Below are 22,406 nucleotides of genomic sequence, written 5' to 3' on the forward strand. Positions count from 1 at the left end.
TATACTTCATTTATTTATGTTACCGTATAATCCATTACTTGTACACAATTGTTTTTACAATCATTATACGATTACAACAAAAAGAGGAACAACATATGTTATTCCCCTTTCCCTTTTTGTTTTAGAACATCATGTGCTTCTGTAACAACTTGCTCAATAGAAACCGGAGAATGATTTTCGCCATTCTCACGCTCACCGTGCCACTTTAGATGAATTAAAAATTCAATATTTCCATCCCCGCCTGTAATTGGTGAGAATGTTAAACCTTCGATATTATAGCCTTCCTTAAGAGCAAAATCGACAATCATTTCCACGACAGCTTCATGTACTTTTCTATCACGAACAATGCCTTTTTTCCCGACTTGTTCTCGTCCAGCTTCAAACTGAGGTTTAATCAATGCAGCTACATCACCATTTGGCATAAGCATTGTTTTTAAAACCGGCAATATAAGCCTTAATGATATAAATGAAACATCAATACTTGCAAACTGCGGTAAACCACGCTCTAAATCTGCCGGTGTCACGTAACGGAAGTTCGTTCGTTCCATCACAACAACACGCTCATCTTGACGCAATTTCCACGCAAGTTGATTATATCCTACATCTAATGCGTAGGATAACTTCGCCCCATTTTGAAGCGCACAGTCTGTAAAACCACCAGTTGATGAACCAATATCTATCATAACCTTATCTTGTAAATCAAGTTGAAATGTTTCTAATGCCTTTTCAAGCTTATAACCACCACGGCTTACATACGGCATGACTTGCCCTTTCACCGTAATCTCCGTATCTTGTAAGATTTTCTCCCCTGGCTTATCGAGTCTCATTTCATTCGCATATACAAGACCTGCCATAACAGCACGTTTAGCCTTCTCACGCGTTTCTATAAGTCCTCGCTCTACTAATAGTACATCTACTCTTTCTTTTTTTACGCTCATTTGTTACGCCCTTTTTTGTTTTGATGGAATCATTGTATGAATACGGTCTACAACAGCATCTGTTGTTAAACCAATTTCTTCTAACAGTTTTGTTACACTACCATGCTCTATGAAGCGATCAGGAATACCCATTCGTTCAATTAAAGCACTATGGTATCCGTTCTCAGAAGCAAATTCAACTACTCCCGTTCCAAAGCCACCGATTAAACAAGCCTCTTCAATCGTTAAAATCGGTATATTTTTCCCTAAAAGCTCATGTAAATATGCTTCGTCCATCGGCTTAATAAAGCGAGCATTCACTACTTTCACTGATACTCCAGCTTGTTCAAGACGCTCAGCTGCTTCCATTGCCATCGGGATTGTCGTACCAAACGTTAAAATTGCTGCTTGTGTGCCTTCTTTTAACGTTTCCCATGTACCGATTGGAATCGCCTTTAATTCTTCATCCATTTGAACGCCAAGTCCATTTCCGCGTGCATAACGTAAAGCAATCGGTCCATCTTCGTATTGCATCGCTGTATATACTAAATGTTGACCTTCATTTTCATCTTTCGGCATCATAAGCACCATATTCGGCAAGTGACGTAAAAACGCGATGTCAAATACACCTTGATGCGTTTCACCGTCTGCTCCTACTAATCCAGAGCGATCTATTCCAATGAAAACATTTAAATTTTGGCGACAAATATCATGAACAACTTGGTCATATGCTCTTTGTAAAAATGTTGAATAAATTGCTAAGAACGGCTTCATCCCTTGTGTTGCCATACCAGCTGCCATTGTTGTAGCATGCTGCTCTGCAATACCTACATCAATCATGCGATCCGGAAATTCTTTTTGGAATTTCTCAAGTTTCGATCCAACAGGCATTGCAGGCGTAATTGCAACGATACGTTCATCCGTTCTCGCTAGCTTAAGCACTGTTTCACTAACAACAGCACTCCATGCTGGTGCAACTTCTTTCGGTTTAACGAAGTCACCTGACTCAATTTTATACGATCCTGTTCCATGCCAAGTTCCAATAACGTCACTTTCAGCTGGTTTATAACCTTTTCCTTTTTTCGTAATAACATGAACAAGTACTGGGCCTTTTGTTTTCTTTGCATATTGCAACGTTTCGAATAACTTTTCATAATCATGCCCATCGACCGGACCTAAATATGTAAAGCCTAATTCTTCAAAAAAGACGCCTGATACTAGTAAATATTTTAGACTATCTTTTATTTTCTCTGCTGTCGCAGCAACTTTCCCGCCGACTGCTGGGATTTTCTTCAATATATACTCTAGTTCATCTTTTACCCAATGGTACTTCCCTGCGGTACGTAAACGACCAAGTACATTATGAAGTGCACCGACGTTTGGTGCAATTGACATTTCATTGTCATTCAAAATAACAATCATGTCCGTTTTTTCATGCCCAATGTGGTTCAATGCCTCTAAAGCCATTCCGCCTGTTAATGCACCATCGCCAATGATTGGTATAACGTATTCTTCCGTTTTCTTTAAATCACGTGCTAGAGCCATTCCCATTGCAGCAGATAACGATGTCGAACTATGACCAGTTTCCCAAACATCATGCTCACTCTCGCAGCGTTTTGGAAAACCACATAGACCTTGGTATTGCCTTAATGTGCCGAATTCTTTCGCACGCCCTGTTAAAATTTTATGTACATAGGATTGATGTCCTACGTCCCATAAAAACTTATCTTTCGGACTATCAAATAATTTATGCAGAGCAATTGTGAGTTCTACTACACCTAAATTAGGTGCAATATGTCCACCTGTTTGAGAGAGCTCTTCAATTAAAAACTTACGAATATCCTCACTCAACCCCTCTAGTTCACTGATAGACATATCTTTCAAAAAACTAGGGTTTTGAATTTGCGTTAGATCCACATGGATCACTCACTTTCATTTCATAATCTGTCAACATGTCAAATATTATAAGAAACATTTACACAACACAAGAAATTATCTTTTCTATTCTTTTTATCTTGTCCTGCTTTCAGAAAACACTTCCATTTTTTCACTTATCATATTATACATCATATTTCTTTACGTGATGAAAAAAATAGCCGCTAACACGAAGTGATAACGGCAATGTAATCTACATATATTTTTGCCAATAACAAGAAAAGAAAAACCTTTCCTACATTTATATCATAAAATGATGAATGACTCAACAAATGGAAACGCTGTTATATTAGTTATTACGTTTTGCGATTAAATCACAAATAGATAGTAAATATTCATCTTGTAATTGTAAGGAGCTAATAGAATCTTTTGCTTTCGCAATTTTCTCCTCTAAAATAGATTTTGCTCTATCTACAGTAAATAACGTCGTATATGTGCTCTTCTCGTTGGAAGCATCACTACCAATCGGTTTTCCAATCTCTTCTTCTGTTCCTTCTACATCCAAAATATCATCTCTAATTTGGAAAGCTAGACCGATATATTTCGCAAATGCAAGTAACTTCTCTTCTTGCTCTTCTGTAGCATCAGAAAGTATCGCGCCTGCAAGTACAGCAAACTCAAGCAGTTTACCTGTCTTATGATTATGAATGTACTCTAATTCATTAATTGTAAGTCGTTTTCCTTCAGCTTCCATATCTGCCACTTGTCCAGCAACCATTCCTTCAGGTCCTGCTGCTTTCGCAAGCTCAAGTACAAGTCTTACTTTTTTTTCAGCAGAGATTTCTTTTTGCTCATATGCCATAATAACTTGAAAAGCATATGTCAACAAACCATCTCCCGCTAAAACTGCCATTGCTTCACCAAATACTTTATGATTTGTAGGCTTTCCTCGTCTTAGATCATCATCATCCATACAAGGTAAATCATCATGAATTAACGAATATGTATGAATCATTTCAAGGGCACAAGCTGCACCCACTCCAAGATTTCTTTCTTTCCCAAACGCTTGTAACGTTGCAAATAAAAGTAACGGGCGGAGACGTTTCCCACCCGCTTCCAAAGAATATGCCATCGCTTCACGAAGCACATTTGGACATTGTAATTCATTTGCATAGCTTACAAGCTTTTCTTCTACGAAAGTTTTACTCTCTTTCAAAAAAGCATCAAAAGCTATATGTGTCACTATGCTTCATCTCCTAAAGCAGTAAACGGTTTAAGCTCTCCATCTTCCCCAAGGATAACTGCCATTTGTTCTTGTACATCTTTCAATTTCTCATCACAAAGCTTAGATAATTCCATGCCTTCCTTAAAATAAGAAATTGCTTCATCTAAAGGTACATCACCTTGTTCAAGCTTAGAAACGAGATGCTCAAGCTGCGAAATTGCTTCTTCAAAGCTTAACTTATTTTCCATTATTCAATTCACGCTCCTCTATGCTTGATACGCTACAATCTAGTATTCCATCTTGTAATTGAACCGAAACAGCATCTCCAAGGCTAACATCTTTCACGCTTTTTAATACTTGTTTCTCTTCATCGTATACAAGCCCATACCCTCTCATCATTACTTTAAGCGGGCTTAATACCTCAAGCTTTTGAGCCGCTCTCACAAATACGAACTCCTTCGTTTGAAGTAATGTTTGCATTTCACGTTGCAACTGCTTTTGCAACGTTTCAATTGCCGTTTTCGTTTGTATAATTTTTTGAGATGGGTGGTGCTTTTCTAAATAAAATGAAAGTTGCTTTAATTGATTTACTTTTTTATCTATATAACGCTCTTTCGCTAAAACAAGTTGTTCAAGAGCCCTGTCTAACTGCTCTTCTTTTTGCTCGTACACTTGCCTTGGATAACGGAACGCATAAGATTTTTGTAACACTTGCAGTTTTTCTTCTTTTTTATGTACTCTCTCTCTCATTGCTCTTTGCAATCTCAGAGTTCTTTGTAATACCTTTTCTTGTAACTCTATAGTATTAGGTACCGCCAGCTCAGCTGCTGCAGTCGGTGTTGGTGCACGTAAATCCGCGACAAAATCTGCGATTGTAAAATCTGTTTCATGGCCTACAGCCGAAATAATCGGAATCTCACTTGTGAAAATTTCTCTTGCAACTACTTCCTCATTAAAGGCCCATAATTCTTCAATAGAGCCTCCACCACGTCCAACAATTAAAACATCAATATCTCCCATTTCATTCGCTGTACGAATTGCTTGTACAATCGAGGGAGCTGCTGACTCCCCTTGTACAAGTACAGGAAACACAATAACATTTCCAATTGGATAACGACGTTTAATTGTTGTTATAATATCGCGAATTGCTGCTCCTGTTGGCGACGTGATTACACCTATTGTTTTAGCATACGGAGGAATTATTTTTTTATAAACTTGAGAAAACAAGCCCTCTTCCTCTAAACGAACTTTTAATTGCTCATAAGCTAAATGCAAGTTTCCAATTCCGTCAGGCTGCATGTCTTGAATATAAATTTGATAAGAACCACTCGCCTCGTAAACAGAAATCTTTCCTTTTACAAGTACTTTCATTCCATTTTCCGGCCTGAATTTAATGTTACGATTATGACCCGCAAACATAACCGCTGCAATTCTTGCATTTTCATCTTTCAATGTAAAATACATATGACCACGACTATGATATTTAAAGTTGGAAATTTCTCCTTTTAACCAAACAGACTGTAAATGCGGATCATACTCTATTTTTGTTTTAATATAGCGTGTTAATGCTGTAACGGTTAAATATTGTTTCTCCATTTCTCTCTCCTCATAGCCGATTCAAATTATTGACAAACAACACCTGCACGCTTTGCAGACTCCACAGTGTTGTGAAGAAGCATTGTAATAGTCATTGGGCCGACTCCTTTTGGCACAGGCGTAATGTAACCTGCAACGTCTAATACATTGTCAAAATCAACATCACCACAAAGTTTGCCTGTTTCTAAACGGTTAACACCAACATCAATTACAACCGCACCCTCTTTAATATAGTCAGCTGTTACCATTTTCGGTCGTCCAACGGCTACGATTAAAACATCAGCTAACTTCGATAATTCTTTTATATTTTGCGTCTTAGAATGACAATATGTGACAGTTGCATTTTCATTTAAAAACAGTTGCCCCACTGGTTTACCAACAATATTACTTCTTCCAATTACAACAACATGCTTTCCAGAAATATCAAGATTCGTTTCTTTTACTAATTCTAAAATGCCATGCGGTGTACATGGAAGGAATGTGTCTTGTCCCGTCATCATACGTCCTACGCTGATTGGGTGAAATCCATCTACATCCTTTTCCGGTGAAATTCTTTCAATGATAGCTTTTTCTTCAATATGTTTTGGTAAAGGTAATTGTACCAATATGCCATTAATGCGGTCGTCTCCATTTAAGCGATCGATTTCAGCAAGCAAACGCTCCTCAGTAATCGTTTCAGGAAGTTCAATTAGCTCTGAATAGATTCCTACTTGCTCACAGCCTTTTTCTTTTCCTTTTACATAAGAACGAGATGCTGGATCTTCTCCAACTAAAATAACTGCTAATCCTGGTACAATCCCTTGCTCTTTTAACTTCACAACTTTTTCTTTTAATTGTGCTCGTTTTTTCTCCGCAACTTCATTTCCTTTGATGATTACTGCTACCATTTTAAGTTTCCCCCTTAAAGAAATTACAGTGTATCTTTTATATTAGATAAAACGCCGTTAATAAAACGACGAGATTCCTCATCCCCAAATGTTTTTGCGATTTCAATTGCTTCGTTAATTGTTACATTGTGCGGAATTTCTTCCATGTATTTCATCTCACACACAGCTACACGTAAAATACTGCGATCAACAATACTAATACGCTCAAGCTTCCACTTTTTTAAATTTTGACGAATTGCTGCGTCAATTTCTTCTTTGTTGTCTACAAATCCTACAACAAGTGATTCTAGAAACTCATTTGTTTCTTCGCCTTCATCTAGCGTATTTTCCACCGCTACTTTCGGTTCTAATTCACCTGTAATATCCATTTGGTATAATGCTTGCATTGCTCTTTCTCTAGCCGTCCTACGTTTCATTGTAACTCTCCTTTATACTTCAAGTCTTTCCTTATGTTTTGTTATATTATTATAATTTATAAGCCGTCAATTCACTTACTCTTGCAGTTTTCATTGATTTTCCAACCTTATAATACAATGATAATAACACAATTTATCGTTTCACACACGGGGTACAAGGCTGAAAAATAATAAAAAGATTAACTTCAAGTTCCATATCTTATCACAATGTACGTTTTTTGGAAAAATGAAACATACCGTTTTATTTTTCTTTTTTTTTGAAATAGTATAATAATTAGAGGGTTTTAATTTGTGAAGAAATGAAACGATAAAAAAGATGCCTATTTTACTAGGCACCTTTTTCCACTCTTACACTGGTTCGATTTCTGTTTTTTGTGTTTCGAATGTTACGCCAACGATGTGAACGTTCACTTCTTTTGGCTCAAGTCCTGTCATTGTAAAGAGTGCTTGGCGAATATTGTCTTGAATTTTTTGTGCAACAACCGGAATCGCTACACCAAAATACATCACAACATAAAGGTCAACAATAATATCTTCGTTTGCTAATTCAACCTTTACACCTTTACCATGATTTTTCTTACCTAACTTCTCAACAACATCTGTAGCAAAATTACCACGCATTGCCGCTACACCTTCTACTTCAGCAGCTGCAATACCTGCAATTACTTCGATTACTTCTGGTGCAATTTCTACTTTTCCAAGAGTTGTATCTTGACCCATATCTAACATATGTTCAGCCATGAAAAAAACCTCCTTTAATGTATCACTGCGTCACAAGTTCATGCTCTTCCAAAAATTTCGTGTTAAACTCACCTTTTACAAAATCAGGATGCTCTAGCAATTGCAAATGGAACGGGATTGTTGTATGTACGCCTTCAATGACAAACTCACTGAGCGCTCGCTTCATTTTTGCAATTGCCTCTTCACGTGTTTTTCCGTGAACAATTAATTTAGCAACCATCGAATCATAGAAAGGTGGTATTGAATATCCCGGATATACAGCTGAATCGACGCGAATACCAAATCCGCCTGGTGGTAAGTACATTTCTACTTTACCTGGAGATGGCATAAATTTTTTGGCAGGGTTTTCCGCATTAATTCGACATTCCATTGCCCAACCATTAAATTGTACTTCTTCTTGCTGTAACGATAACTTTTCTCCAGAAGCAACAAGAATTTGTTCTTTAATTAAATCCATCCCTGTTACCATTTCAGTAACTGGATGTTCAACTTGGATTCTCGTATTCATCTCCATGAAATAAAAGCTTTTCGTTTTATATTCATAAATAAACTCAACCGTACCAGCACCTGTATAATCAACCGCTACCGCCGCTTTAACTGCTGCCTCACCCATTTGCTTGCGAATATTCTCATCAAGTGCAGGTGATGGACTTTCTTCTAATAGTTTTTGCAGACGGCGCTGAATTGTACAATCACGCTCTCCTAAATGAATGGCATTTCCATGTGTATCTGCCATTATTTGAATCTCAACATGGCGGAAATCTTCAACGTACTTCTCCAAGTATACACCAGGGTTCCCAAAAGCGGTACTGGCTTCTTGCTGTGTAATTTGAATTCCTTTTACAAGCTCTTCTTCATGGCGCGCAACACGAATACCTTTTCCGCCGCCACCTGCAGTCGCTTTAATGATAACTGGATATCCAAGTTGATTAGCAAGCTCGATCGCTTCTTCGGTATTTTTAATAATCCCTTGTGAACCTGGTACAATCGGAACCCCTGCTTCTTTCATTGTATCACGTGCAACGTCTTTTGTGCCCATCTTTGAAATGGCTTCTGGGCTTGGACCGATAAAAATCAAGTTACACTCACGGCATAATTCTGCAAAATCTGCATTCTCTGCTAAAAATCCATATCCCGGATGAATTGCATCACAACCTGTTAATTTCGCAACACTAATAATGTTCGTCAAATTTAAATAGCTTTCTTTTGAAATCGTTGGTCCAACACAATACGCTTCATCTGCAATTTGCACATGAAGTGACTCTTTGTCTGCTTCTGAATAAATTGCAACTGTTTCAATATCCATTTCTTTACAAGCACGAATAATTCGTACAGCAATTTCCCCACGATTGGCTATTAATACTTTTTTTATCATCACAAAGACTCCCTTATTACGCTTTTACAAGAAATAGCGGTTGTCCATACTCAACAAGCTGTCCGTTATTAACAAGAATCTCAACAATTTCGCCCTCTACATCTGCGTCAATTTCGTTAAATAATTTCATAGCTTCAACAATACATACGATAGAATCTTTCGATACTCTGTCCCCAACACTTACATATTGAGGTGTATCAGGCGAAGAAGAGGAATAAAATGTCCCTACCATCGGTGATGTGATTTTATGCAGGTTTTCATCTTGAACAACTTTCTTCTCTTCTTGTTTTGGCGCTTCTACTTGCGCTGCCGCTACTGCTGTTTCTACTTCGACAGATGCTGCTGGCTGTACTACCTGTTTCGTTACCGGTGCTTGCACAGTAACTATTTCATTACCACGTTTTTTCATTTTGATTGTTGTACCGTCTTTTTTGTATTCAAATTCATCAATATTAGAGCTATCAATTAATTTAATTAATTCACGAACTTCTTGAATTTTAAACATGTAAAATCCACTCCCATACTCTTGTTTGTCCCGTTTTTACAGATTGGCATCAAACTGATTTACTGTAAAAATACGATGTATTCTATTAGAAAATTTATTCCTATGACATTTACTAATAGAAATATTTACTATTCCCATCTTACGCTAAATTTTTTAAACATTCCAATTTATATTTCTTTATTATAAATCGAAACTCCTGTAAAAATATTATTCCACCAAAAAATTATTACCTAGTAATAATACCAAGTTTCACACAAAATTGGCAAGACCACTTCCTAAAAAACATTCTTTACTTTTTCAAAACTGCAAAGTGTAAAAACGTAATTCCCTCAGCATTCTTCATTTTATCCACGGTAAAAAAACATATTTTTACCAAATATTATTTTTTTGTTTACGCGCCGTTCATTCTTCCTTCATAAAAGAATAGTATGTTCAAAGTGTAGCAAATTTATTGTAGTGAGGTGCGGACATATGATATGGCTCATCCTGTTCTTGCCTGCCGTAGTGATTTGGACATTGGTCCTCTTCATTCACGTCAAATCTGGAAAAACTAATCAACATCATCAGGAACCATTAATCTTTTACTCACAGCGTATTTCCCCGTTTCCAATTGAAAATACTAAATACAACTGCAAAGATGAAATAGAAAAAAGCTATCGAAAACGATAGCTTTTTTCTATTATTCTTTTATCTAATTTGAAGCAGCAACACCTATTATAATTTCAATTTATTTTACTGATGGATCAAATTTCACACCTACATCTTTTGAACCACCTTCACTTCTTACGAGCTGAATAATTTTATTCGCTTCTTTTTGTGAATGCTTTGCCGATTTAACTGTTACTTTAATGTCTGTTCCATCAGCTCTTACAAGAGCATCCTTATATCCGCCTTGAGATTTAATCACTGTCTCAAGTAATTGTTGCTTCGTTTCCATCGTAGTGATTGCATCAAGATTATCTTTCGCTTTACTCTTTTCTTCTGCTGAAGATTTTGATGACTTCATTACATTTTGTAACTTTTCTTTCTCTACACTACGCTGATCTTCCATTTGCATACGTAGCGCTGTAAAATTCTCATCGCTTGATTGAACTGTTACGCTAGCCTCTTTTTTACTTGTTTCTTTTTTGTCATTCTCTTTCTTGTCTGTTTCTTTATTTGTAGTTTCCTTGCTTGTATTTTCTTTTGTTGTCTCTTTATTGGTAGTTTCTTTCGTTGTTTCTTTTGTAACTGCTTTATCAACACCTTGCTTTTCTTGTCCCATCTTTTCACCCGTTGCCGGTGCTGCTGTATTCATTTTATCAGGAGTTGTTACGTAATAAACAGATAGTACAACCACTAAACTTAACATCGTTAATAGCCAAACCGTTTGTTTTTTTAACACTTTATTTCCTCCCTATCAATTTTTCGGTGATACTGAAACGCGATGAGCTGGTACATCTAATAATCGCGTCACAGCTTCTTTTACCATTGCTTTTATTTGTATATTATCCACTCCCTTTGCTACGACCAGAACACCTCGTACTTTCGGTTTCTCTGTTCGCAAAACAATTGGAGTTTCTTTATCACCTTCACGTATAATGACTGTCTTTTCATCAAGAGACTCGTCTTCTACTTCCCTTTTCCCGCCTGCTTTATCAGTTTCACCTGTCGTTTGTGAACGTTTTACTGTATTTTTCTCGAGTATTTTTTCTTCAGATGAATCTAAGTTCACTTTAATAGTTACATCTTTTACTCCGGCTATCTCTTCTAAAGAAGCTTTCAATTCTTGTTCATACGCTTTTTCGTATTTTTCTACATTTGACATATTATCATTGTTTTTTTGACCGAAAGTTGGTACATCTTTATCTTGGCTTTGACTTGTCTTTTCTTTAAACACAGGCACTTCTTCTTTTTTAGGTGATAAGAAATTACTAGAAAACATAAGCGCAATCCCAAGTATGAGTAGGACAAGCAAAAACTTAGGTGTTACCTTTTTCCCCTTCTCATTACTTTCTTTTCCATCCCCATTTAATAGGTTTCGAAAAAATGAGAACCTCGAATTTTTATCTTTATTGTCCATTTACGCTACCTGTCCTCCCTTCCATCTGAACTTGGATTTGTTTATCCTCTAGTTGCCACCTGCTTGAAAAGAAATCTTTCATTTCTACATTCGTTTCTTCTATTTTTTTTGGAGGTTCTTTCATATTAATTTCAATTGGCTTTACTGTTTCGATTGCATCATTTTTACTACGTTCTTTTTCTTTCAACGTCACAACAACAGATTGAATATCTTTCGCTGACTTTACTTCTTCTGCATGTTCCACTGCGACTATTTGTATTTCAGAGACTGTCATACCATACTTTTTCTCAAACTCTTTTCCTACGTCTTTTTTCATTTTGGTAGCCATCTCTTCTAAACTATATGCACGTGTTAGAGCTTGTATTTCTTTTTTCTTCGAATCTATCGAATTTTTTACAGATCCATCTGCTACGTACTTTTCCTCATTGAAATTTGCGATAACTTCATTTACATCTGTTTGTAACAACTTAAATAGAGGCGTTAAAATTAATACGACTAACAATAGACTTACAACGAATTTAACGTACTTTTGCAAATTTGAATTTGGAAGAATAAGATGAAGCATTGTCGCTAAGAGTAAAAAAACGATAATATTTCTAATCCACTCTGTAACAAATTGCATACTCTTCACCTCCTACCGCATCATGAGAGTAATGTTCCCGGCAGCAATAATAATTGTGATACTTAAAAAGAACATAAATGATACGATAGCTAAGCAAGCAAATACGTAAATGATACTTCGTCCAATGATATCTAAACATTGAATAATTGCTCCTCCGCCTACTGGTTGCAATACTGCTGCTGCGAATTTATAAATAAACGCGATACAAAAAATTTGAATCGCTGGGAAAGCGACAATTAAGCATAAAATAACGAGCCCGATAATTCCGACTGTGTTTTTTAATAATCCAGATGCACTAATAACAGTATCCGCCGCCTCAGTAAACATCCTTCCTACTACAGGAATGAAATTTCCTGTTACAAATTTAGCCGTTTTCACAGCTATACCATCAGCAACGGCTGACGCTGTTCCCTGTACAGATAATACGCCTAAAAAAACCGTCAAAAAGATACCAATAATCCCAACACTAACGTTTTGCAAAAGCTTGGACAATTTCGTAACTTTATATTGATCACTCATCGTGCTTACAATACTTAATATAGTTGCAAGTAATAAAAGTGGTAGAACGATATAGTTCATAAGAAGCCCACTCGTATTCATTAAGAAAATGATGATTGGATGGAAAAATGATACAGAAACAACACCGCCGCCTGTTGCTACGAGTGCAAGTAAAATTGGTAATAACGCTAGTATAAAATCTACCATTGTTTGTATCGTCTCTCTTGCATATGTCATAACGACATAAAAACTATTTAAAGCGAAAATAATAAGTACCATGTATACGACTGCATCAGCGATTTTACTCACGCTACTCTTTGAAAAAGCAGATTGCAACGATTGCAACAATGCACTGAAAATCGTGAGCATAATGAGCGTTCCGAGTAACTTTCCATTTGCAACAAGCTCATGAAATAAATATTTTAGTAGACCTATCATCCACTCTTTTATGGAGAACTCTTTTTCTCCCTTTACAAACTCCATAAAGCTTCCTTTTTGACTCTCTGGTAAATAGCCTCCATACTTTGTAACAAGCCCGTCCCAAAATTGCTTCACATCTTCAATTCCGAGCTTATCCAATTGTTGATCAACGACGTTTGTTTCTATAGGAGAAGCTTGTACAACAATCGGTAAAGAAAAGAAAAGGAAGCAAGCAAATAATAGCTTAGCTCCAAACTTCCTCAACATTCACTCCCCCTTATCCCGTAGGTAAAAAACCGAGAATTGTTTCAATTACAACCGTCAAAATAGGAATTGCCATGACGAGAATTAAGATTTTCCCAGCTAATTCAATTTTCGAAGCGATTGCACCTTGACCAGCATCCTTTGTAATTTGCGCACCAAACTCAGCGACATAAGCAATCCCTATAATTTTCAATAACGTTTCTACATATACGTTGCTAACCTTCGCTTCACTCGCCACTCTCTCAATCATTTGTAAAATAGAATGAATTTGATCGATTAAGAGAAGAAACATCATGCTACCAATGAACACAATAAATAACGATGTAATACTAGACTTATGCTGATTTAAAACAGCAGCTAAAAATGTAGCAACGAGGCCTAATCCGACAATTTGTATAATTTCGATTCGAACCGCCTCCTTTACTGGAAGAGAAAGACACTTTTAATCTTGTCGAATAGAGTATTAATTAAAAATGCAACATGAAACAAAATAACGACAAAACCGACAAGGATAACCCAATTTGCAATATCCTCTCGCTTTAATTCTTTTAGTACAGTATGAATGAAAGCTAAAACAATGCCGATTCCGGCGATTTGAAATATTAATCCAACATCAATGGACATCGCCTTTCTCCCCCCTATAGCAGTAAAATTACGATAAGTAGCCCTGCTAGTACCCCTAAACTCTTTATCATTTTTTCATATTGTAGTTGTAATGCTTTCGCTTCTCCTTCTTCTCTCTCCAAATGTGTAATACATAAGCGAATATGTTTTTGCTGTGATTCACGATCATGTTGTCCAAGTGTTTCACCAAATTGTTGTAAGATTTCATACTCGGTTTGTTTAAACGCCGTTAACGTCCAGTTCTCCTTCAAACTATCAATCCAAGCTTCTCTAACTGTTTGCTCCCCGTCCTCTAGCCGTTTCGAAAAGCTTTGAAATATCCAATTTAACGGCTTCGGCATTTGTTTGACTAAACGCTCTGCAGCCTCAGATAACGGCGTGTGTCCATACATAATTTCAGCTTCTAATGATTGCAATGCTGCCTTCAATAACCTAAGTTGCCGCGGTCTCTCACTGTACCTTTTAGCGTATGAAAATCCGAAAAAAGTGCTAACAGCAACTATTAATACCGCACCAAATATTTTCACCATACGCCTTGAACCTTTCTATGGGATAATACTGGTTTTCCATCTCTATCTTTCACTTGCATAACTGTTCCTGGCCCTCTCGCTTTTGATAATTCCACAAACCTATCAAATACACCAAGTTCCAGCACAGCCTGTAACGATGGACGTTTCACAACATCATCATAAGAAAATCCATGTGCACTTATAAAAAGCTGAACACCTGCATGTACCGCCTCCATAATCGCTTCACTATCTTCTTTACGTCCAATTTCATCTACGATTAATATGTCTGGGCTCATAGAACGAATCATCATCATCATTCCTTCAGCTTTTGGACAAGCGTCTAATACATCTACTCGCACGCCAAAGTCATATTGCGGGATTCCTTTCACACAGCCCGCAATTTCTGATCGTTCATCAACAATCCCCACTTTACATGAAGGAATTTTCGAAGCACTTACACCTTGACTCATACAGCGTGCTACATCTCTTAAAAGTGTTGTTTTCCCCGTTTGCGGTGGGCCAATTACCATCGTGTTTAACCATCGCGATTCATAAAGATATGGCAGAAGCGGCTCAGCAATCCCTATTTTTTGACGGGCAATACGAATATTAAAAGAAGAGACATCTCGAATCATTTTCACTGCGCTTTTTTCTGTAATGACTTTTCCAGCTAGGCCAATTCTATGTCCTCCTCGTAGTGTCACATATCCACGTTTCAATTCCTCTTCCATCGTATAAATTGAGAATTGACTTAATTTATTCAATAAATGGATTGCATCTTCCGCTGTAGCGATATAGTCATAGAAAAACACTTCTCCATGTGCAATACACTCTAGTGGCCTTCCAATTCGAACGCGAATTTCCTCTAGAGTATCGTATTGTTTACAGCCTTCAACTAACTGTCTCATCGCTTTCGGTAAAACTTCTAATACTTCTTTCATAAGCTTCTCCCCACTATACTCGACTTACTATTTCAACAACGCGATAAAAATGCAGCCAATTCCAAGCGCTAGAAAAAAGAGTTTCAAGAAAGAAATCTCACTTGCTACACTCGCTATGCCAATTGTCATTGTTAAAATTAATACGGTCGGTCCAACAAACGCCAACATACCATTTATAAACAATGCTTTCTTCGCATCATTCACGTAAAGCATAAGCAGAGCGGCGAATATTTCCGCGCTTCCTGAAAACAACCGAAGTAATCCCATAACAAGCACGGATGTTTCCATTGCCGCTAGCCACTGTTTCATTCTCCCACCTTCTCCCATAACAGTTACTACTTCCTTATTCTGAAAAAGAATATATTTGTACAACCATATGCAGAGGTTGTCTATTTCAGAAGTAAAAACATAATTTTTCTCTATCGACTTAATATAAAACTGAATATTCTAATTAATTTATGGTATATTTAATAGAAAAGGAGCATAGATGATGAAGCAAGTTACTTTATTACCGCTCGATTTACGATATGCAAATGTGATTTTTGAGCTATCAAGCAATCCACATGTAAAAAATGCATTAGGGCTAAAAGTAGAATCAGTGGAAGATACAAAAACATTCATTCTTTTTGCAATTGAAGAGGAACGAAAAAAGCACTCCTTATCAAGAGTGATTGTAAATGAAGAAAATGAAATAATTGGCCTCACCACACTTAAACATATTAATTATGAGAAAAAGCAATCTCACATTGGCAGTTGGATCGGCTATCCATACTGGGGAAAAGGATATAACGAGGCCGCTAAAAAAGAAATCTTTAAAGTTGCTTTCTTAGACTTACAACTCACATACGTATTCGCTGGTGCCAAAACGACTAACATTCGCTCTTTAAAGGCGCAAGAGAAACTACCTTATATTTCATTGCATGTGGAAAACAAGTTTCCAGGCGAACATGCTGCACTTGAGAAAGAAGTAAAGTCACCTTGCTCACTACATGTCGTATCACGCAAGAATTTTTCAAATTGGTTGGAAGTACAAAATGAGGGGGGAAAATATGAAAGGATTGAAAATTAGTTTAACAATTGTAGTAGAATTAGCTATTATTTATCTTTTTTCAAAAATGGTCGGCTGGTCATTTATGGAGAGCTTTTTCCTTGGCAGTCTAGCAATATTTGCAATTACGTGGTTAATTATTATGAGTACCTTTAGAAATAACAATATGGATCATGCAACGAATAAAACTTTTACCGGTATTGAAACTGGTGAAATACGCCCGTTTCAAATTGTTTTGACTCCATATATTATGGGTACCCTTTCACTCGTCACAGTTAGTTTTGCTATAACTGCAATTTACTATCTGCCCTATTTCCTATAAAAAAAGCACTCGTGATAATCACGAGTGCTTTTCTACTATGCACGAGAAACGTATTTACCTTCACCAGTGTTGATGATAAGCATTTCGCCTTCGTTAATGAAGATTGGTACTTGTACAACAAGACCAGTTTCTAATTTAGCTGGTTTTGTTACGTTAGAAGCTGTGTCACCTTTAATACCAGGCTCTGTTTCTGCAACTTTTAATTCAACTGTGTTCGGAAGTTCAACACCAAGTACTTCATCTTGGTATGTCATAATAGATACTCCCATGTTTTCTTTTAAGAATTTCAATTCGCGCTCGATTTGGTTTTCACCAAGTTCGATTTGCTCATAAGTTTCGTTATCCATAAATACGTGAGACTCACCGCTCGCGTATAAGTATTGCATACGACGGTTTTCGATGTGTGCTTTTTCTACTTTTTCACCTGCACGGAATGTTTTCTCTTGAACAGATCCTGTGCGAAGGTTACGTAGTTTAGAGCGAACGAATGCAGCACCTTTACCTGGCTTTACGTGTTGGAAATCCATTACTTGCCAAAGGGCATTGTCCACTGAAATTGTTAAACCTGTACGAAAATCGTTTACTGAAATCATGTAAAAAAATCCTCCTGTGTATTACAAAATAATAAGTTCTTTTGGTGATTTCGTTATTACTTCATTACCTTCACTTGTTACAATGATATCATCTTCAATACGTACCCCGCCAACACCTGGAATATAAATACCTGGTTCTACTGTTACAGCCATACCTGGTTCAAGTACTGTATCAGAACGGAACGCTAAACCTGGTGCTTCATGGATTTCAAGACCGATTCCATGACCAGTAGAGTGTCCGAAGTATTCACCATATCCTTTTTCCGTTATGTAATCACGCGTTAATGCATCAGCCTCACGACCCGTTAAACCAGCTTTAATACCGTTCACACCACGTAGTTGTGCTTCTAAAACGATATTATAAATTTCTTTTAATTTATCAGATGGTTCACCGACTGCAATCGTACGAGTAATATCAGAGCAATATCCTTTGTAATAAGCGCCGAAGTCTAATGTAACGAAATCTCCTTTTTCTATCACTTTTTCAGATGCCACGCCGTGCGGTAATGCCGAACGAAGACCTGAAGCAACGATAATATCAAACGAAGAAGATGTTGCTCCTTGTTTTCTCATGAAAAATTCAAGTTCATTTGACACTTCAATTTCAGATACTCCCGGGCGAATGAATGATAGAATATGCTCAAAGGCAGCATCTGCAATCTGTGCAGCTTCCTTTAATATCTTAATCTCTGAATCAGTCTTTATCAAGCGTAACTTTTCTACAAGCCCAGAAGTTGGGATGAATTCAGCTTCGATCGCTTCATTATGCGTTACGTAAGAGCTATATGTAAGAGTATCTTGCTCAAATCCTAGCTTTTGAATTCCAAGTTCTTTAACTTGTTTCGCAACTTCATCAAGAATTAATCCTGGATGCTGCACTATTTCGTATCCAACCGCTTGCTTACTAGCTTGCTCTACATAACGGAAATCTGTAATAAATAGAGCACGCTCTTTTGAAATTAGTACAACACCAGCTGTTCCTGTGAAATTCGCCATATATCTACGGCTATGTTCATTCGTTAATACGATACCGTCAATACCAGCCTCATCAAACGCACTTCTTAATCTCTCGATCTTTTCCATTACTTTATGCCTCCCTCAATTTCTCCATTAATGCAAATAACGCTAACTTATAGCCATAAAAACCAAATCCAACAATTTGTCCCGCACAAACAGCCGCCGTCACAGATTCGTGACGGAACGATTCACGCTGGTGAATGTTAGAAATATGTACTTCAATAACAGGAATCGAAATGCTCGCAATTGCATCTCGAATCGCATAGCTATAATGCGTAAATGCTCCAGGATTTAAAATGATCCCTTCATATATATCTTCAGCCTCATGAAGACGATCGATAATAGCACCTTCATGATTCGATTGGAAACATTCTAACTCCACTCCCATTTTCTCTGCTTCGTGTTTCATATCTGTTTCAAGCGTCGCTAACGTTCCTTTTCCGTATACATTTACTTCCCTAACGCCAAGGCGATTTAGGTTAGGACCATTTACGAGGAGTAACTTTTTCATTTTCTTAAAACTCCTTAATATTAAAAAATGTCTATACGACATTTTAACATAGGAATCACTTATTTGAATAGTTTGTCTTCTCGACCCCTTCTCCTCTATTTGTATTATTCGATTCGAATGCTACAGAATACGAAATAAAAACACCATATAATATAAAGATACATATTGTCGTTACAATTGTTTCTTTCGGTAAATGGAGTGCACTTTTAATAACAGGTGCCATTAGCCCCATCCCCAAAAATAATAATGCCCACCAAAACAAACCGTATAGTACGCCAGGGAATACTCCTTCAAACTTTTTAAAAAGGGCTTTATAGAGAAATGCCACTAAAATTGAAAGAAGTCCCATACAAACGATACCTAGTACATTTCCCCAAACCCCTTCTTTCCAATCTCCAAATGCAAACGGTAAAAGTAAATAGTTAGGTCCAGCTTCTGTAAATGAGAATATATGAAGGAAATACCATATACCTCCCCAAAATAAGCCACCAAATAAACCAATTTGTACAAAGTTTCTTATTGTTGATTGTTCTTGATTCACATTGACACCTCCGCTCACTAGTATGCCCGAAACTATTTTGAGGCATGTTTAAATCCTGCAAAATTTGTCTATAAAAAGAATAAGAAATGTCCGACTCTCGTAACATTTTCCCTTGTCATCTGCCTGTATTTGTCGATAAAATAAAGGAAACTCGGTGATTGTCTTATTTCAAGATGACAAAACCAAGTATGACAATTGCCTCTTTTTCTACATAAGAGAGAAACAAATACAGGTTGGTGTTAACATGGCAGAAGAGTCAAAACAAATATATGGCGGGCAGGCAGTCATAGAAGGAGTTATGTTTGGCGGTAGAGAATATACTGTTACAGCGGTTCGTCGTAAAGATAAATCGATTGAATTTTATCGTTTACCACGCGTTCGTAATAAAGCATTATCTCTACTAAAGAAAATTCCATTTTTACGAGGTATTGCCGCTATTGTGGATGCAAGTGCGAATGGAGCGAAACATTTAAACTTTGCTTCAGAACGATTTGATGTCCACCCAGAAGAAGATGAACAACTTGCAAATAAAAAAGAAGAACAATCAAAATTAACGATGGTATTAGGAGTTGCAGCAGTTGGCGTTTTATCGTTCATATTTGGTAAAGTAATTTTCACAGCAGTTCCTGCACTTTTAGCTGAATTAACGAGACCGATTTTCCCATCTCATACAGGGCAAATCATTGTCGAAAGTGTCATTAAGCTCATGCTATTATTGAGCTATATATACTTCATTTCTTTAACCCCACTTATTAAGCGGGTATTTCAGTACCACGGTGCGGAACATAAAGTAATCAATGCTTATGAGAATAATCTTCCACTGACTGTAGAAAATGTTCAAAAGCAAACTCGCCTCCATTATCGCTGTGGCAGTAGCTTTATTATATTTACAGTCATTATTGGAATGTTTGTCTATTTCCTCGTCCCTACAGATCCGCTTTGGGCAAGGGTAGTAAACCGAATTTTATTAATTCCAGTTGTTCTCGGTATTTCTTTTGAAGTATTACAATTTACCAATCGATTACGAGATGTCCCTGTTTTACGAGTACTTGGATATCCAGGATTATGGCTGCAACTATTAACAACGAAAGAACCAACAGATGATCAAGCGGAAGTTGCAATCGCATCGTTTGAAGAATTATTACGTTTAGAAAACAAACAATAATTATTTAAAAATGGTGTTCAACTCCTTTCCTCATCGTTAATATACTAATTTTAATATATGTTTTTAGGAGGTGTCCCTTATGAACGGTCGTTCGTTTACATTCGCTATATTTGTGCTTATTATCGGATTGGCAATATTCGGCCTTGTTTCATCTGTTATTACAAATCCAATGGAAGTATTGAAAAACATTGGTATCATGTTAGCTGTCGTCGGTATCTTTTACTTACTCTACAAAATGTTTACAAACTCTAGTGGTTCTGCAAATTCGCAAAGCTCATATAAGCGTGCAGCGAAACAATCGAACCGCAAACACGGGAAACAAAATGTAGCACCCCTAAGCAATTCTTTCTTGAAACGAAATGCTTCTGATGACAAGGGGAAAAAGGGTAATTCTCCATCGTTGAAAAGAAAAAGAAAACAATCTCATTTAACTGTCATTGAAGGTAAAAAAAACAAAAAGAAAGACCGTGCTTCCTTTTAGGAAATACGGTCTTTTTTTATCCCGGTTGGTGCGGGGCTAATAATCAGTGGAAGATGCGAAAAACCCTACTGATTAAAGTTTCACTTTAGATGTTGAAGCACTTCTTTCAAACTTTTCTCTTTCATACTTTCGATACGAAGGTGATGGTTTTCAAATTGCAAATTTCTTGTCACATCATTAGGTACGACGACACACTTTAATCCTGCTGCCACCGCTGCTTTCAATCCATTCAATGAATCTTCAAATACAACAGCTTCTGATGGTTCAATTTCTAATTCTTCTATCGTAACTTTATAAAGAGCTGGATCTGGTTTTACCTTCTCTACATCTTCTCGCGTTTTAATCACTTCAAAATAATCTCTAATTTGTAGCTCTTCTAAAAAACGAACGACCCACTCCCTAGATGAACTAGAGGCTAATGCGATTTTCAATCCAAGTTCTTTCGCTTCTTCTAAATATTCTTTTACCCCGTCACGCGCTTTTGGTATTTTCATTTTCTCTTTATGTAAAGTTGTTACTTTTCCCTTTAATGCATGCTCGTTAAATTTTTCTTTTAATTGCTCTTTTAAATATGCATAAAGCACTTCATCTGTCGTTCCAATACATTTTGCAAATTCCCCTAAAGGTAACTCGCCGCCGTATTCACGAACAGCATCTCTGAAAGAGTGAAACCATATTGTTTCTGTGTCCACAATTAATCCATCAAAATCAAAAATAATTGCTTTCATTATTCTCCCGTCCTTTTCGATTGAAATAAAAAAGGAAACGCCACACGTTCCCCTTAATTACTTTTCTCTTCATTTGCTTTTTGAACACCACGAAGTGTTTTTACTCGAACTTCATCTTGTTCAAAGTATTGTACTAAATCACCGATACGGTCAATTGATTCCCAACTTAAATGATGTTCAATTCCTTCTACATCATTATAAATTTTGCTTTCATCCACACCGATAATGCGCATAAACTGTTCTAACAATTCATGACGATATACGAGACGTTCTCCGATTTTTTTACCTTTTGATGTTAATACAAGCCCTCTATATTTTTCATAAATTAGATATTCGTCTTTGTCTAATTTTTGTACCATTTTTGTTACAGAGGATGGATGTACACTAAGCGCTTCAGCAATATCAGATACACGGGCATAACCCTTTTCATCAATCAACAAATAAATTTGTTCAATATAATCTTCCATACTAGGGGTAGGCATCGGTTTCCTCCATCCAATTTCATTTTGCTTATTCCGTACGA

General features: G+C 36.8%; 30 protein-coding genes. 5 read left to right on the forward strand and 25 right to left on the reverse strand.

Features of this window, described 5'->3' with window-relative positions; all coding sequences use genetic code 11:
• Positions 1 to 98: 98 nt before the first annotated feature.
• The 10 genes from CQ058_RS10340 to accB all read right to left on the reverse strand — a co-directional run bounded on the left by CQ058_RS10340 (position 99) and on the right by accB (position 9,537).
• Positions 99 to 938, reverse strand: a complete 840-nt coding sequence (locus CQ058_RS10340; RefSeq protein ID WP_105589687.1) for a TlyA family RNA methyltransferase — start codon at positions 936 to 938, stop codon at positions 99 to 101.
• A 3-nt stretch (positions 939 to 941) separates the two neighbouring features.
• Positions 942 to 2,834, reverse strand: a complete 1,893-nt coding sequence (dxs, locus tag CQ058_RS10345) for a 1-deoxy-D-xylulose-5-phosphate synthase (RefSeq protein ID WP_002088566.1) — start codon at positions 2,832 to 2,834, stop codon at positions 942 to 944.
• Between the two features lie 307 nt (positions 2,835 to 3,141).
• Positions 3,142 to 4,035 (reverse strand): (2E,6E)-farnesyl diphosphate synthase, encoded by an 894-nt coding sequence (ispA, locus tag CQ058_RS10350; RefSeq protein WP_002015072.1) that lies wholly within the window; start codon positions 4,033 to 4,035, stop codon positions 3,142 to 3,144.
• On the reverse strand, positions 4,035 to 4,265 hold the full coding sequence (gene xseB, locus CQ058_RS10355) for an exodeoxyribonuclease VII small subunit (RefSeq protein WP_105589688.1): 231 nt from the start codon (positions 4,263 to 4,265) through the stop codon (positions 4,035 to 4,037). The genes ispA and xseB overlap by 1 nt, the downstream gene beginning before the upstream one ends.
• Complete coding sequence (xseA, locus tag CQ058_RS10360; protein ID WP_002015068.1) at positions 4,255 to 5,613, reverse strand: exodeoxyribonuclease VII large subunit; 1,359 nt, start codon at positions 5,611 to 5,613, stop codon at positions 4,255 to 4,257. Before xseA ends, xseB begins: the two co-directional genes overlap by 11 nt.
• A gap of 26 nt (positions 5,614 to 5,639) precedes the next feature.
• Entirely contained in the window at positions 5,640 to 6,500 is an 861-nt protein-coding gene (gene folD / locus CQ058_RS10365; RefSeq protein WP_105589689.1) for a bifunctional methylenetetrahydrofolate dehydrogenase/methenyltetrahydrofolate cyclohydrolase FolD, read from the reverse strand.
• Between the two features lie 23 nt (positions 6,501 to 6,523).
• Positions 6,524 to 6,916, reverse strand: a complete 393-nt coding sequence (gene nusB, locus CQ058_RS10370) for a N utilization substance protein NusB (protein WP_002067080.1) — start codon at positions 6,914 to 6,916, stop codon at positions 6,524 to 6,526.
• Positions 6,917 to 7,264: 348 nt separating this feature from the next.
• Positions 7,265 to 7,657, reverse strand: coding sequence for an Asp23/Gls24 family envelope stress response protein (locus CQ058_RS10375; protein WP_000807630.1), 393 nt, complete (start codon positions 7,655 to 7,657; stop codon positions 7,265 to 7,267).
• A 22-nt stretch (positions 7,658 to 7,679) separates the two neighbouring features.
• Complete coding sequence (gene accC, locus CQ058_RS10380) at positions 7,680 to 9,032, reverse strand: acetyl-CoA carboxylase biotin carboxylase subunit (protein ID WP_002015065.1); 1,353 nt, start codon at positions 9,030 to 9,032, stop codon at positions 7,680 to 7,682.
• 16 nt (positions 9,033 to 9,048) lie between these two features.
• Entirely contained in the window at positions 9,049 to 9,537 is a 489-nt protein-coding gene (gene accB / locus CQ058_RS10385) for an acetyl-CoA carboxylase biotin carboxyl carrier protein (protein WP_002015063.1), read from the reverse strand.
• A gap of 471 nt (positions 9,538 to 10,008) precedes the next feature.
• Between accB and CQ058_RS10390 the strand changes: the two genes are divergently transcribed.
• On the forward strand, positions 10,009 to 10,206 hold the full coding sequence (locus CQ058_RS10390) for a DNA recombination protein RecO (protein WP_105589690.1): 198 nt from the start codon (positions 10,009 to 10,011) through the stop codon (positions 10,204 to 10,206).
• Between the two features lie 58 nt (positions 10,207 to 10,264).
• Here the strand turns inward: CQ058_RS10390 and CQ058_RS10395 are convergent, their stop codons facing one another.
• Genes CQ058_RS10395 through CQ058_RS10435 form a run of 9 tightly spaced genes read right to left on the reverse strand, consistent with a single transcriptional unit; the run spans position 10,265 to position 15,786 of the window.
• Positions 10,265 to 10,921 (reverse strand): SpoIIIAH-like family protein, encoded by a 657-nt coding sequence (locus CQ058_RS10395; RefSeq protein WP_002015062.1) that lies wholly within the window; start codon positions 10,919 to 10,921, stop codon positions 10,265 to 10,267.
• A 15-nt stretch (positions 10,922 to 10,936) separates the two neighbouring features.
• On the reverse strand, positions 10,937 to 11,599 hold the full coding sequence (gene spoIIIAG / locus CQ058_RS10400) for a stage III sporulation protein AG (RefSeq protein WP_002088572.1): 663 nt from the start codon (positions 11,597 to 11,599) through the stop codon (positions 10,937 to 10,939).
• The gene (gene spoIIIAF / locus CQ058_RS10405; protein WP_002015059.1) at positions 11,589 to 12,221 is read right to left on the reverse strand and encodes a stage III sporulation protein AF; all 633 of its coding nucleotides are present in this window, start codon (positions 12,219 to 12,221) and stop codon (positions 11,589 to 11,591) included. The genes spoIIIAG and spoIIIAF overlap by 11 nt, the downstream gene beginning before the upstream one ends.
• 12 nt (positions 12,222 to 12,233) lie before the next feature.
• Entirely contained in the window at positions 12,234 to 13,406 is a 1,173-nt protein-coding gene (gene spoIIIAE / locus CQ058_RS10410) for a stage III sporulation protein AE (protein ID WP_002067101.1), read from the reverse strand.
• Between the two features lie 10 nt (positions 13,407 to 13,416).
• Entirely contained in the window at positions 13,417 to 13,800 is a 384-nt protein-coding gene (gene spoIIIAD, locus CQ058_RS10415; protein ID WP_105589691.1) for a stage III sporulation protein AD, read from the reverse strand.
• A 23-nt stretch (positions 13,801 to 13,823) separates the two neighbouring features.
• Positions 13,824 to 14,027, reverse strand: a complete 204-nt coding sequence (gene spoIIIAC / locus CQ058_RS10420; RefSeq protein WP_000020914.1) for a stage III sporulation protein AC — start codon at positions 14,025 to 14,027, stop codon at positions 13,824 to 13,826.
• Between the two features lie 14 nt (positions 14,028 to 14,041).
• Positions 14,042 to 14,557: a stage III sporulation protein SpoIIIAB gene (spoIIIAB, locus tag CQ058_RS10425; protein WP_002088574.1), complete on the reverse strand. Its 516-nt coding sequence runs from the start codon at positions 14,555 to 14,557 to the stop codon at positions 14,042 to 14,044.
• Entirely contained in the window at positions 14,551 to 15,477 is a 927-nt protein-coding gene (gene spoIIIAA / locus CQ058_RS10430) for a stage III sporulation protein AA (protein WP_002143102.1), read from the reverse strand. The genes spoIIIAB and spoIIIAA overlap by 7 nt, the downstream gene beginning before the upstream one ends.
• A gap of 27 nt (positions 15,478 to 15,504) precedes the next feature.
• Positions 15,505 to 15,786, reverse strand: coding sequence for a YqhV family protein (locus tag CQ058_RS10435; RefSeq protein WP_000816054.1), 282 nt, complete (start codon positions 15,784 to 15,786; stop codon positions 15,505 to 15,507).
• A 181-nt stretch (positions 15,787 to 15,967) separates the two neighbouring features.
• Between CQ058_RS10435 and CQ058_RS10440 the strand changes: the two genes are divergently transcribed.
• Positions 15,968 to 16,546 (forward strand): GNAT family N-acetyltransferase, encoded by a 579-nt coding sequence (locus CQ058_RS10440; RefSeq protein ID WP_181150761.1) that lies wholly within the window; start codon positions 15,968 to 15,970, stop codon positions 16,544 to 16,546.
• Positions 16,527 to 16,847 carry a hypothetical protein gene (locus CQ058_RS10445; RefSeq protein WP_002129051.1) on the forward strand — a complete coding sequence of 107 codons (321 nt, stop codon included), beginning with the start codon at positions 16,527 to 16,529 and terminating at the stop codon, positions 16,845 to 16,847. Before CQ058_RS10440 ends, CQ058_RS10445 begins: the two co-directional genes overlap by 20 nt.
• Before the next feature lie 35 nt (positions 16,848 to 16,882).
• Here CQ058_RS10445 and efp read toward each other — a convergent pair whose 3' ends face one another.
• The 4 genes from efp to CQ058_RS10465 are packed head-to-tail and all read right to left on the reverse strand — an operon-like array spanning position 16,883 to position 19,509.
• A complete protein-coding gene (gene efp, locus CQ058_RS10450; RefSeq protein ID WP_002190649.1) occupies positions 16,883 to 17,440 on the reverse strand; it encodes an elongation factor P in 558 nt (185 codons plus the stop codon).
• A gap of 21 nt (positions 17,441 to 17,461) precedes the next feature.
• A complete protein-coding gene (pepQ, locus tag CQ058_RS10455) occupies positions 17,462 to 18,523 on the reverse strand; it encodes a Xaa-Pro dipeptidase (RefSeq protein WP_002033991.1) in 1,062 nt (353 codons plus the stop codon).
• 4 nt (positions 18,524 to 18,527) lie between these two features.
• On the reverse strand, positions 18,528 to 18,968 hold the full coding sequence (gene aroQ / locus CQ058_RS10460; RefSeq protein ID WP_002015049.1) for a type II 3-dehydroquinate dehydratase: 441 nt from the start codon (positions 18,966 to 18,968) through the stop codon (positions 18,528 to 18,530).
• A 55-nt stretch (positions 18,969 to 19,023) separates the two neighbouring features.
• A complete protein-coding gene (locus CQ058_RS10465) occupies positions 19,024 to 19,509 on the reverse strand; it encodes a YqhR family membrane protein (protein WP_002015048.1) in 486 nt (161 codons plus the stop codon).
• Positions 19,510 to 19,753: 244 nt separating this feature from the next.
• Between CQ058_RS10465 and CQ058_RS10470 the strand changes: the two genes are divergently transcribed.
• On the forward strand, positions 19,754 to 20,674 hold the full coding sequence (locus CQ058_RS10470) for a DUF1385 domain-containing protein (protein ID WP_002015047.1): 921 nt from the start codon (positions 19,754 to 19,756) through the stop codon (positions 20,672 to 20,674).
• Between the two features lie 79 nt (positions 20,675 to 20,753).
• The gene (locus CQ058_RS10475) at positions 20,754 to 21,155 is read left to right on the forward strand and encodes an SA1362 family protein (RefSeq protein WP_002015046.1); all 402 of its coding nucleotides are present in this window, start codon (positions 20,754 to 20,756) and stop codon (positions 21,153 to 21,155) included.
• A gap of 80 nt (positions 21,156 to 21,235) precedes the next feature.
• Here the strand turns inward: CQ058_RS10475 and CQ058_RS10480 are convergent, their stop codons facing one another.
• Together CQ058_RS10480 and mntR are read right to left on the reverse strand one after the other, a co-directional pair.
• The gene (locus CQ058_RS10480) at positions 21,236 to 21,883 is read right to left on the reverse strand and encodes an HAD family hydrolase (RefSeq protein ID WP_002190650.1); all 648 of its coding nucleotides are present in this window, start codon (positions 21,881 to 21,883) and stop codon (positions 21,236 to 21,238) included.
• A 53-nt stretch (positions 21,884 to 21,936) separates the two neighbouring features.
• Positions 21,937 to 22,365 carry a transcriptional regulator MntR gene (mntR, locus tag CQ058_RS10485; protein ID WP_002143106.1) on the reverse strand — a complete coding sequence of 143 codons (429 nt, stop codon included), beginning with the start codon at positions 22,363 to 22,365 and terminating at the stop codon, positions 21,937 to 21,939.
• Between the last annotated feature and the right edge of the window lie 41 nt (positions 22,366 to 22,406).

This window comes from Bacillus sp. MYb56 (assembly GCF_002976445.1).
In the GTDB taxonomy this organism is placed as follows: Bacteria; Bacillota; Bacilli; order Bacillales; family Bacillaceae_G; genus Bacillus_A; species Bacillus_A mycoides.

Coding starts and splice junctions, on each gene's coding strand:
- pepQ (WP_002033991.1), bottom strand. CDS start 18,523: ATGGAAAAGATCGAGAGATTAAGAAGTGCGTTTGATGAGGCTGGTATT.
- aroQ (WP_002015049.1), bottom strand. CDS start 18,968: ATGAAAAAGTTACTCCTCGTAAATGGTCCTAACCTAAATCGCCTTGGC.
- accB (WP_002015063.1), bottom strand. CDS start 9,537: ATGTTTAAAATTCAAGAAGTTCGTGAATTAATTAAATTAATTGATAGC.
- spoIIIAF (WP_002015059.1), bottom strand. CDS start 12,221: ATGCAATTTGTTACAGAGTGGATTAGAAATATTATCGTTTTTTTACTC.
- CQ058_RS10470 (WP_002015047.1), top strand. CDS start 19,754: ATGGCAGAAGAGTCAAAACAAATATATGGCGGGCAGGCAGTCATAGAA.
- xseA (WP_002015068.1), bottom strand. CDS start 5,613: ATGGAGAAACAATATTTAACCGTTACAGCATTAACACGCTATATTAAA.
- folD (WP_105589689.1), bottom strand. CDS start 6,500: ATGGTAGCAGTAATCATCAAAGGAAATGAAGTTGCGGAGAAAAAACGA.
- spoIIIAA (WP_002143102.1), bottom strand. CDS start 15,477: ATGAAAGAAGTATTAGAAGTTTTACCGAAAGCGATGAGACAGTTAGTT.
- CQ058_RS10480 (WP_002190650.1), bottom strand. CDS start 21,883: ATGAAAGCAATTATTTTTGATTTTGATGGATTAATTGTGGACACAGAA.
- CQ058_RS10435 (WP_000816054.1), bottom strand. CDS start 15,786: ATGAAACAGTGGCTAGCGGCAATGGAAACATCCGTGCTTGTTATGGGA.
- CQ058_RS10375 (WP_000807630.1), bottom strand. CDS start 7,657: ATGGCTGAACATATGTTAGATATGGGTCAAGATACAACTCTTGGAAAA.
- spoIIIAE (WP_002067101.1), bottom strand. CDS start 13,406: ATGTTGAGGAAGTTTGGAGCTAAGCTATTATTTGCTTGCTTCCTTTTC.
- CQ058_RS10390 (WP_105589690.1), top strand. CDS start 10,009: ATGATATGGCTCATCCTGTTCTTGCCTGCCGTAGTGATTTGGACATTG.
- xseB (WP_105589688.1), bottom strand. CDS start 4,265: ATGGAAAATAAGTTAAGCTTTGAAGAAGCAATTTCGCAGCTTGAGCAT.
- CQ058_RS10475 (WP_002015046.1), top strand. CDS start 20,754: ATGAACGGTCGTTCGTTTACATTCGCTATATTTGTGCTTATTATCGGA.
- CQ058_RS10340 (WP_105589687.1), bottom strand. CDS start 938: ATGAGCGTAAAAAAAGAAAGAGTAGATGTACTATTAGTAGAGCGAGGA.
- nusB (WP_002067080.1), bottom strand. CDS start 6,916: ATGAAACGTAGGACGGCTAGAGAAAGAGCAATGCAAGCATTATACCAA.
- accC (WP_002015065.1), bottom strand. CDS start 9,032: ATGATAAAAAAAGTATTAATAGCCAATCGTGGGGAAATTGCTGTACGA.
- efp (WP_002190649.1), bottom strand. CDS start 17,440: ATGATTTCAGTAAACGATTTTCGTACAGGTTTAACAATTTCAGTGGAC.
- spoIIIAG (WP_002088572.1), bottom strand. CDS start 11,599: ATGGACAATAAAGATAAAAATTCGAGGTTCTCATTTTTTCGAAACCTA.
- spoIIIAB (WP_002088574.1), bottom strand. CDS start 14,557: ATGGTGAAAATATTTGGTGCGGTATTAATAGTTGCTGTTAGCACTTTT.
- CQ058_RS10445 (WP_002129051.1), top strand. CDS start 16,527: ATGAAAGGATTGAAAATTAGTTTAACAATTGTAGTAGAATTAGCTATT.
- mntR (WP_002143106.1), bottom strand. CDS start 22,365: ATGCCTACCCCTAGTATGGAAGATTATATTGAACAAATTTATTTGTTG.
- spoIIIAC (WP_000020914.1), bottom strand. CDS start 14,027: ATGTCCATTGATGTTGGATTAATATTTCAAATCGCCGGAATCGGCATT.
- CQ058_RS10440 (WP_181150761.1), top strand. CDS start 15,968: ATGAAGCAAGTTACTTTATTACCGCTCGATTTACGATATGCAAATGTG.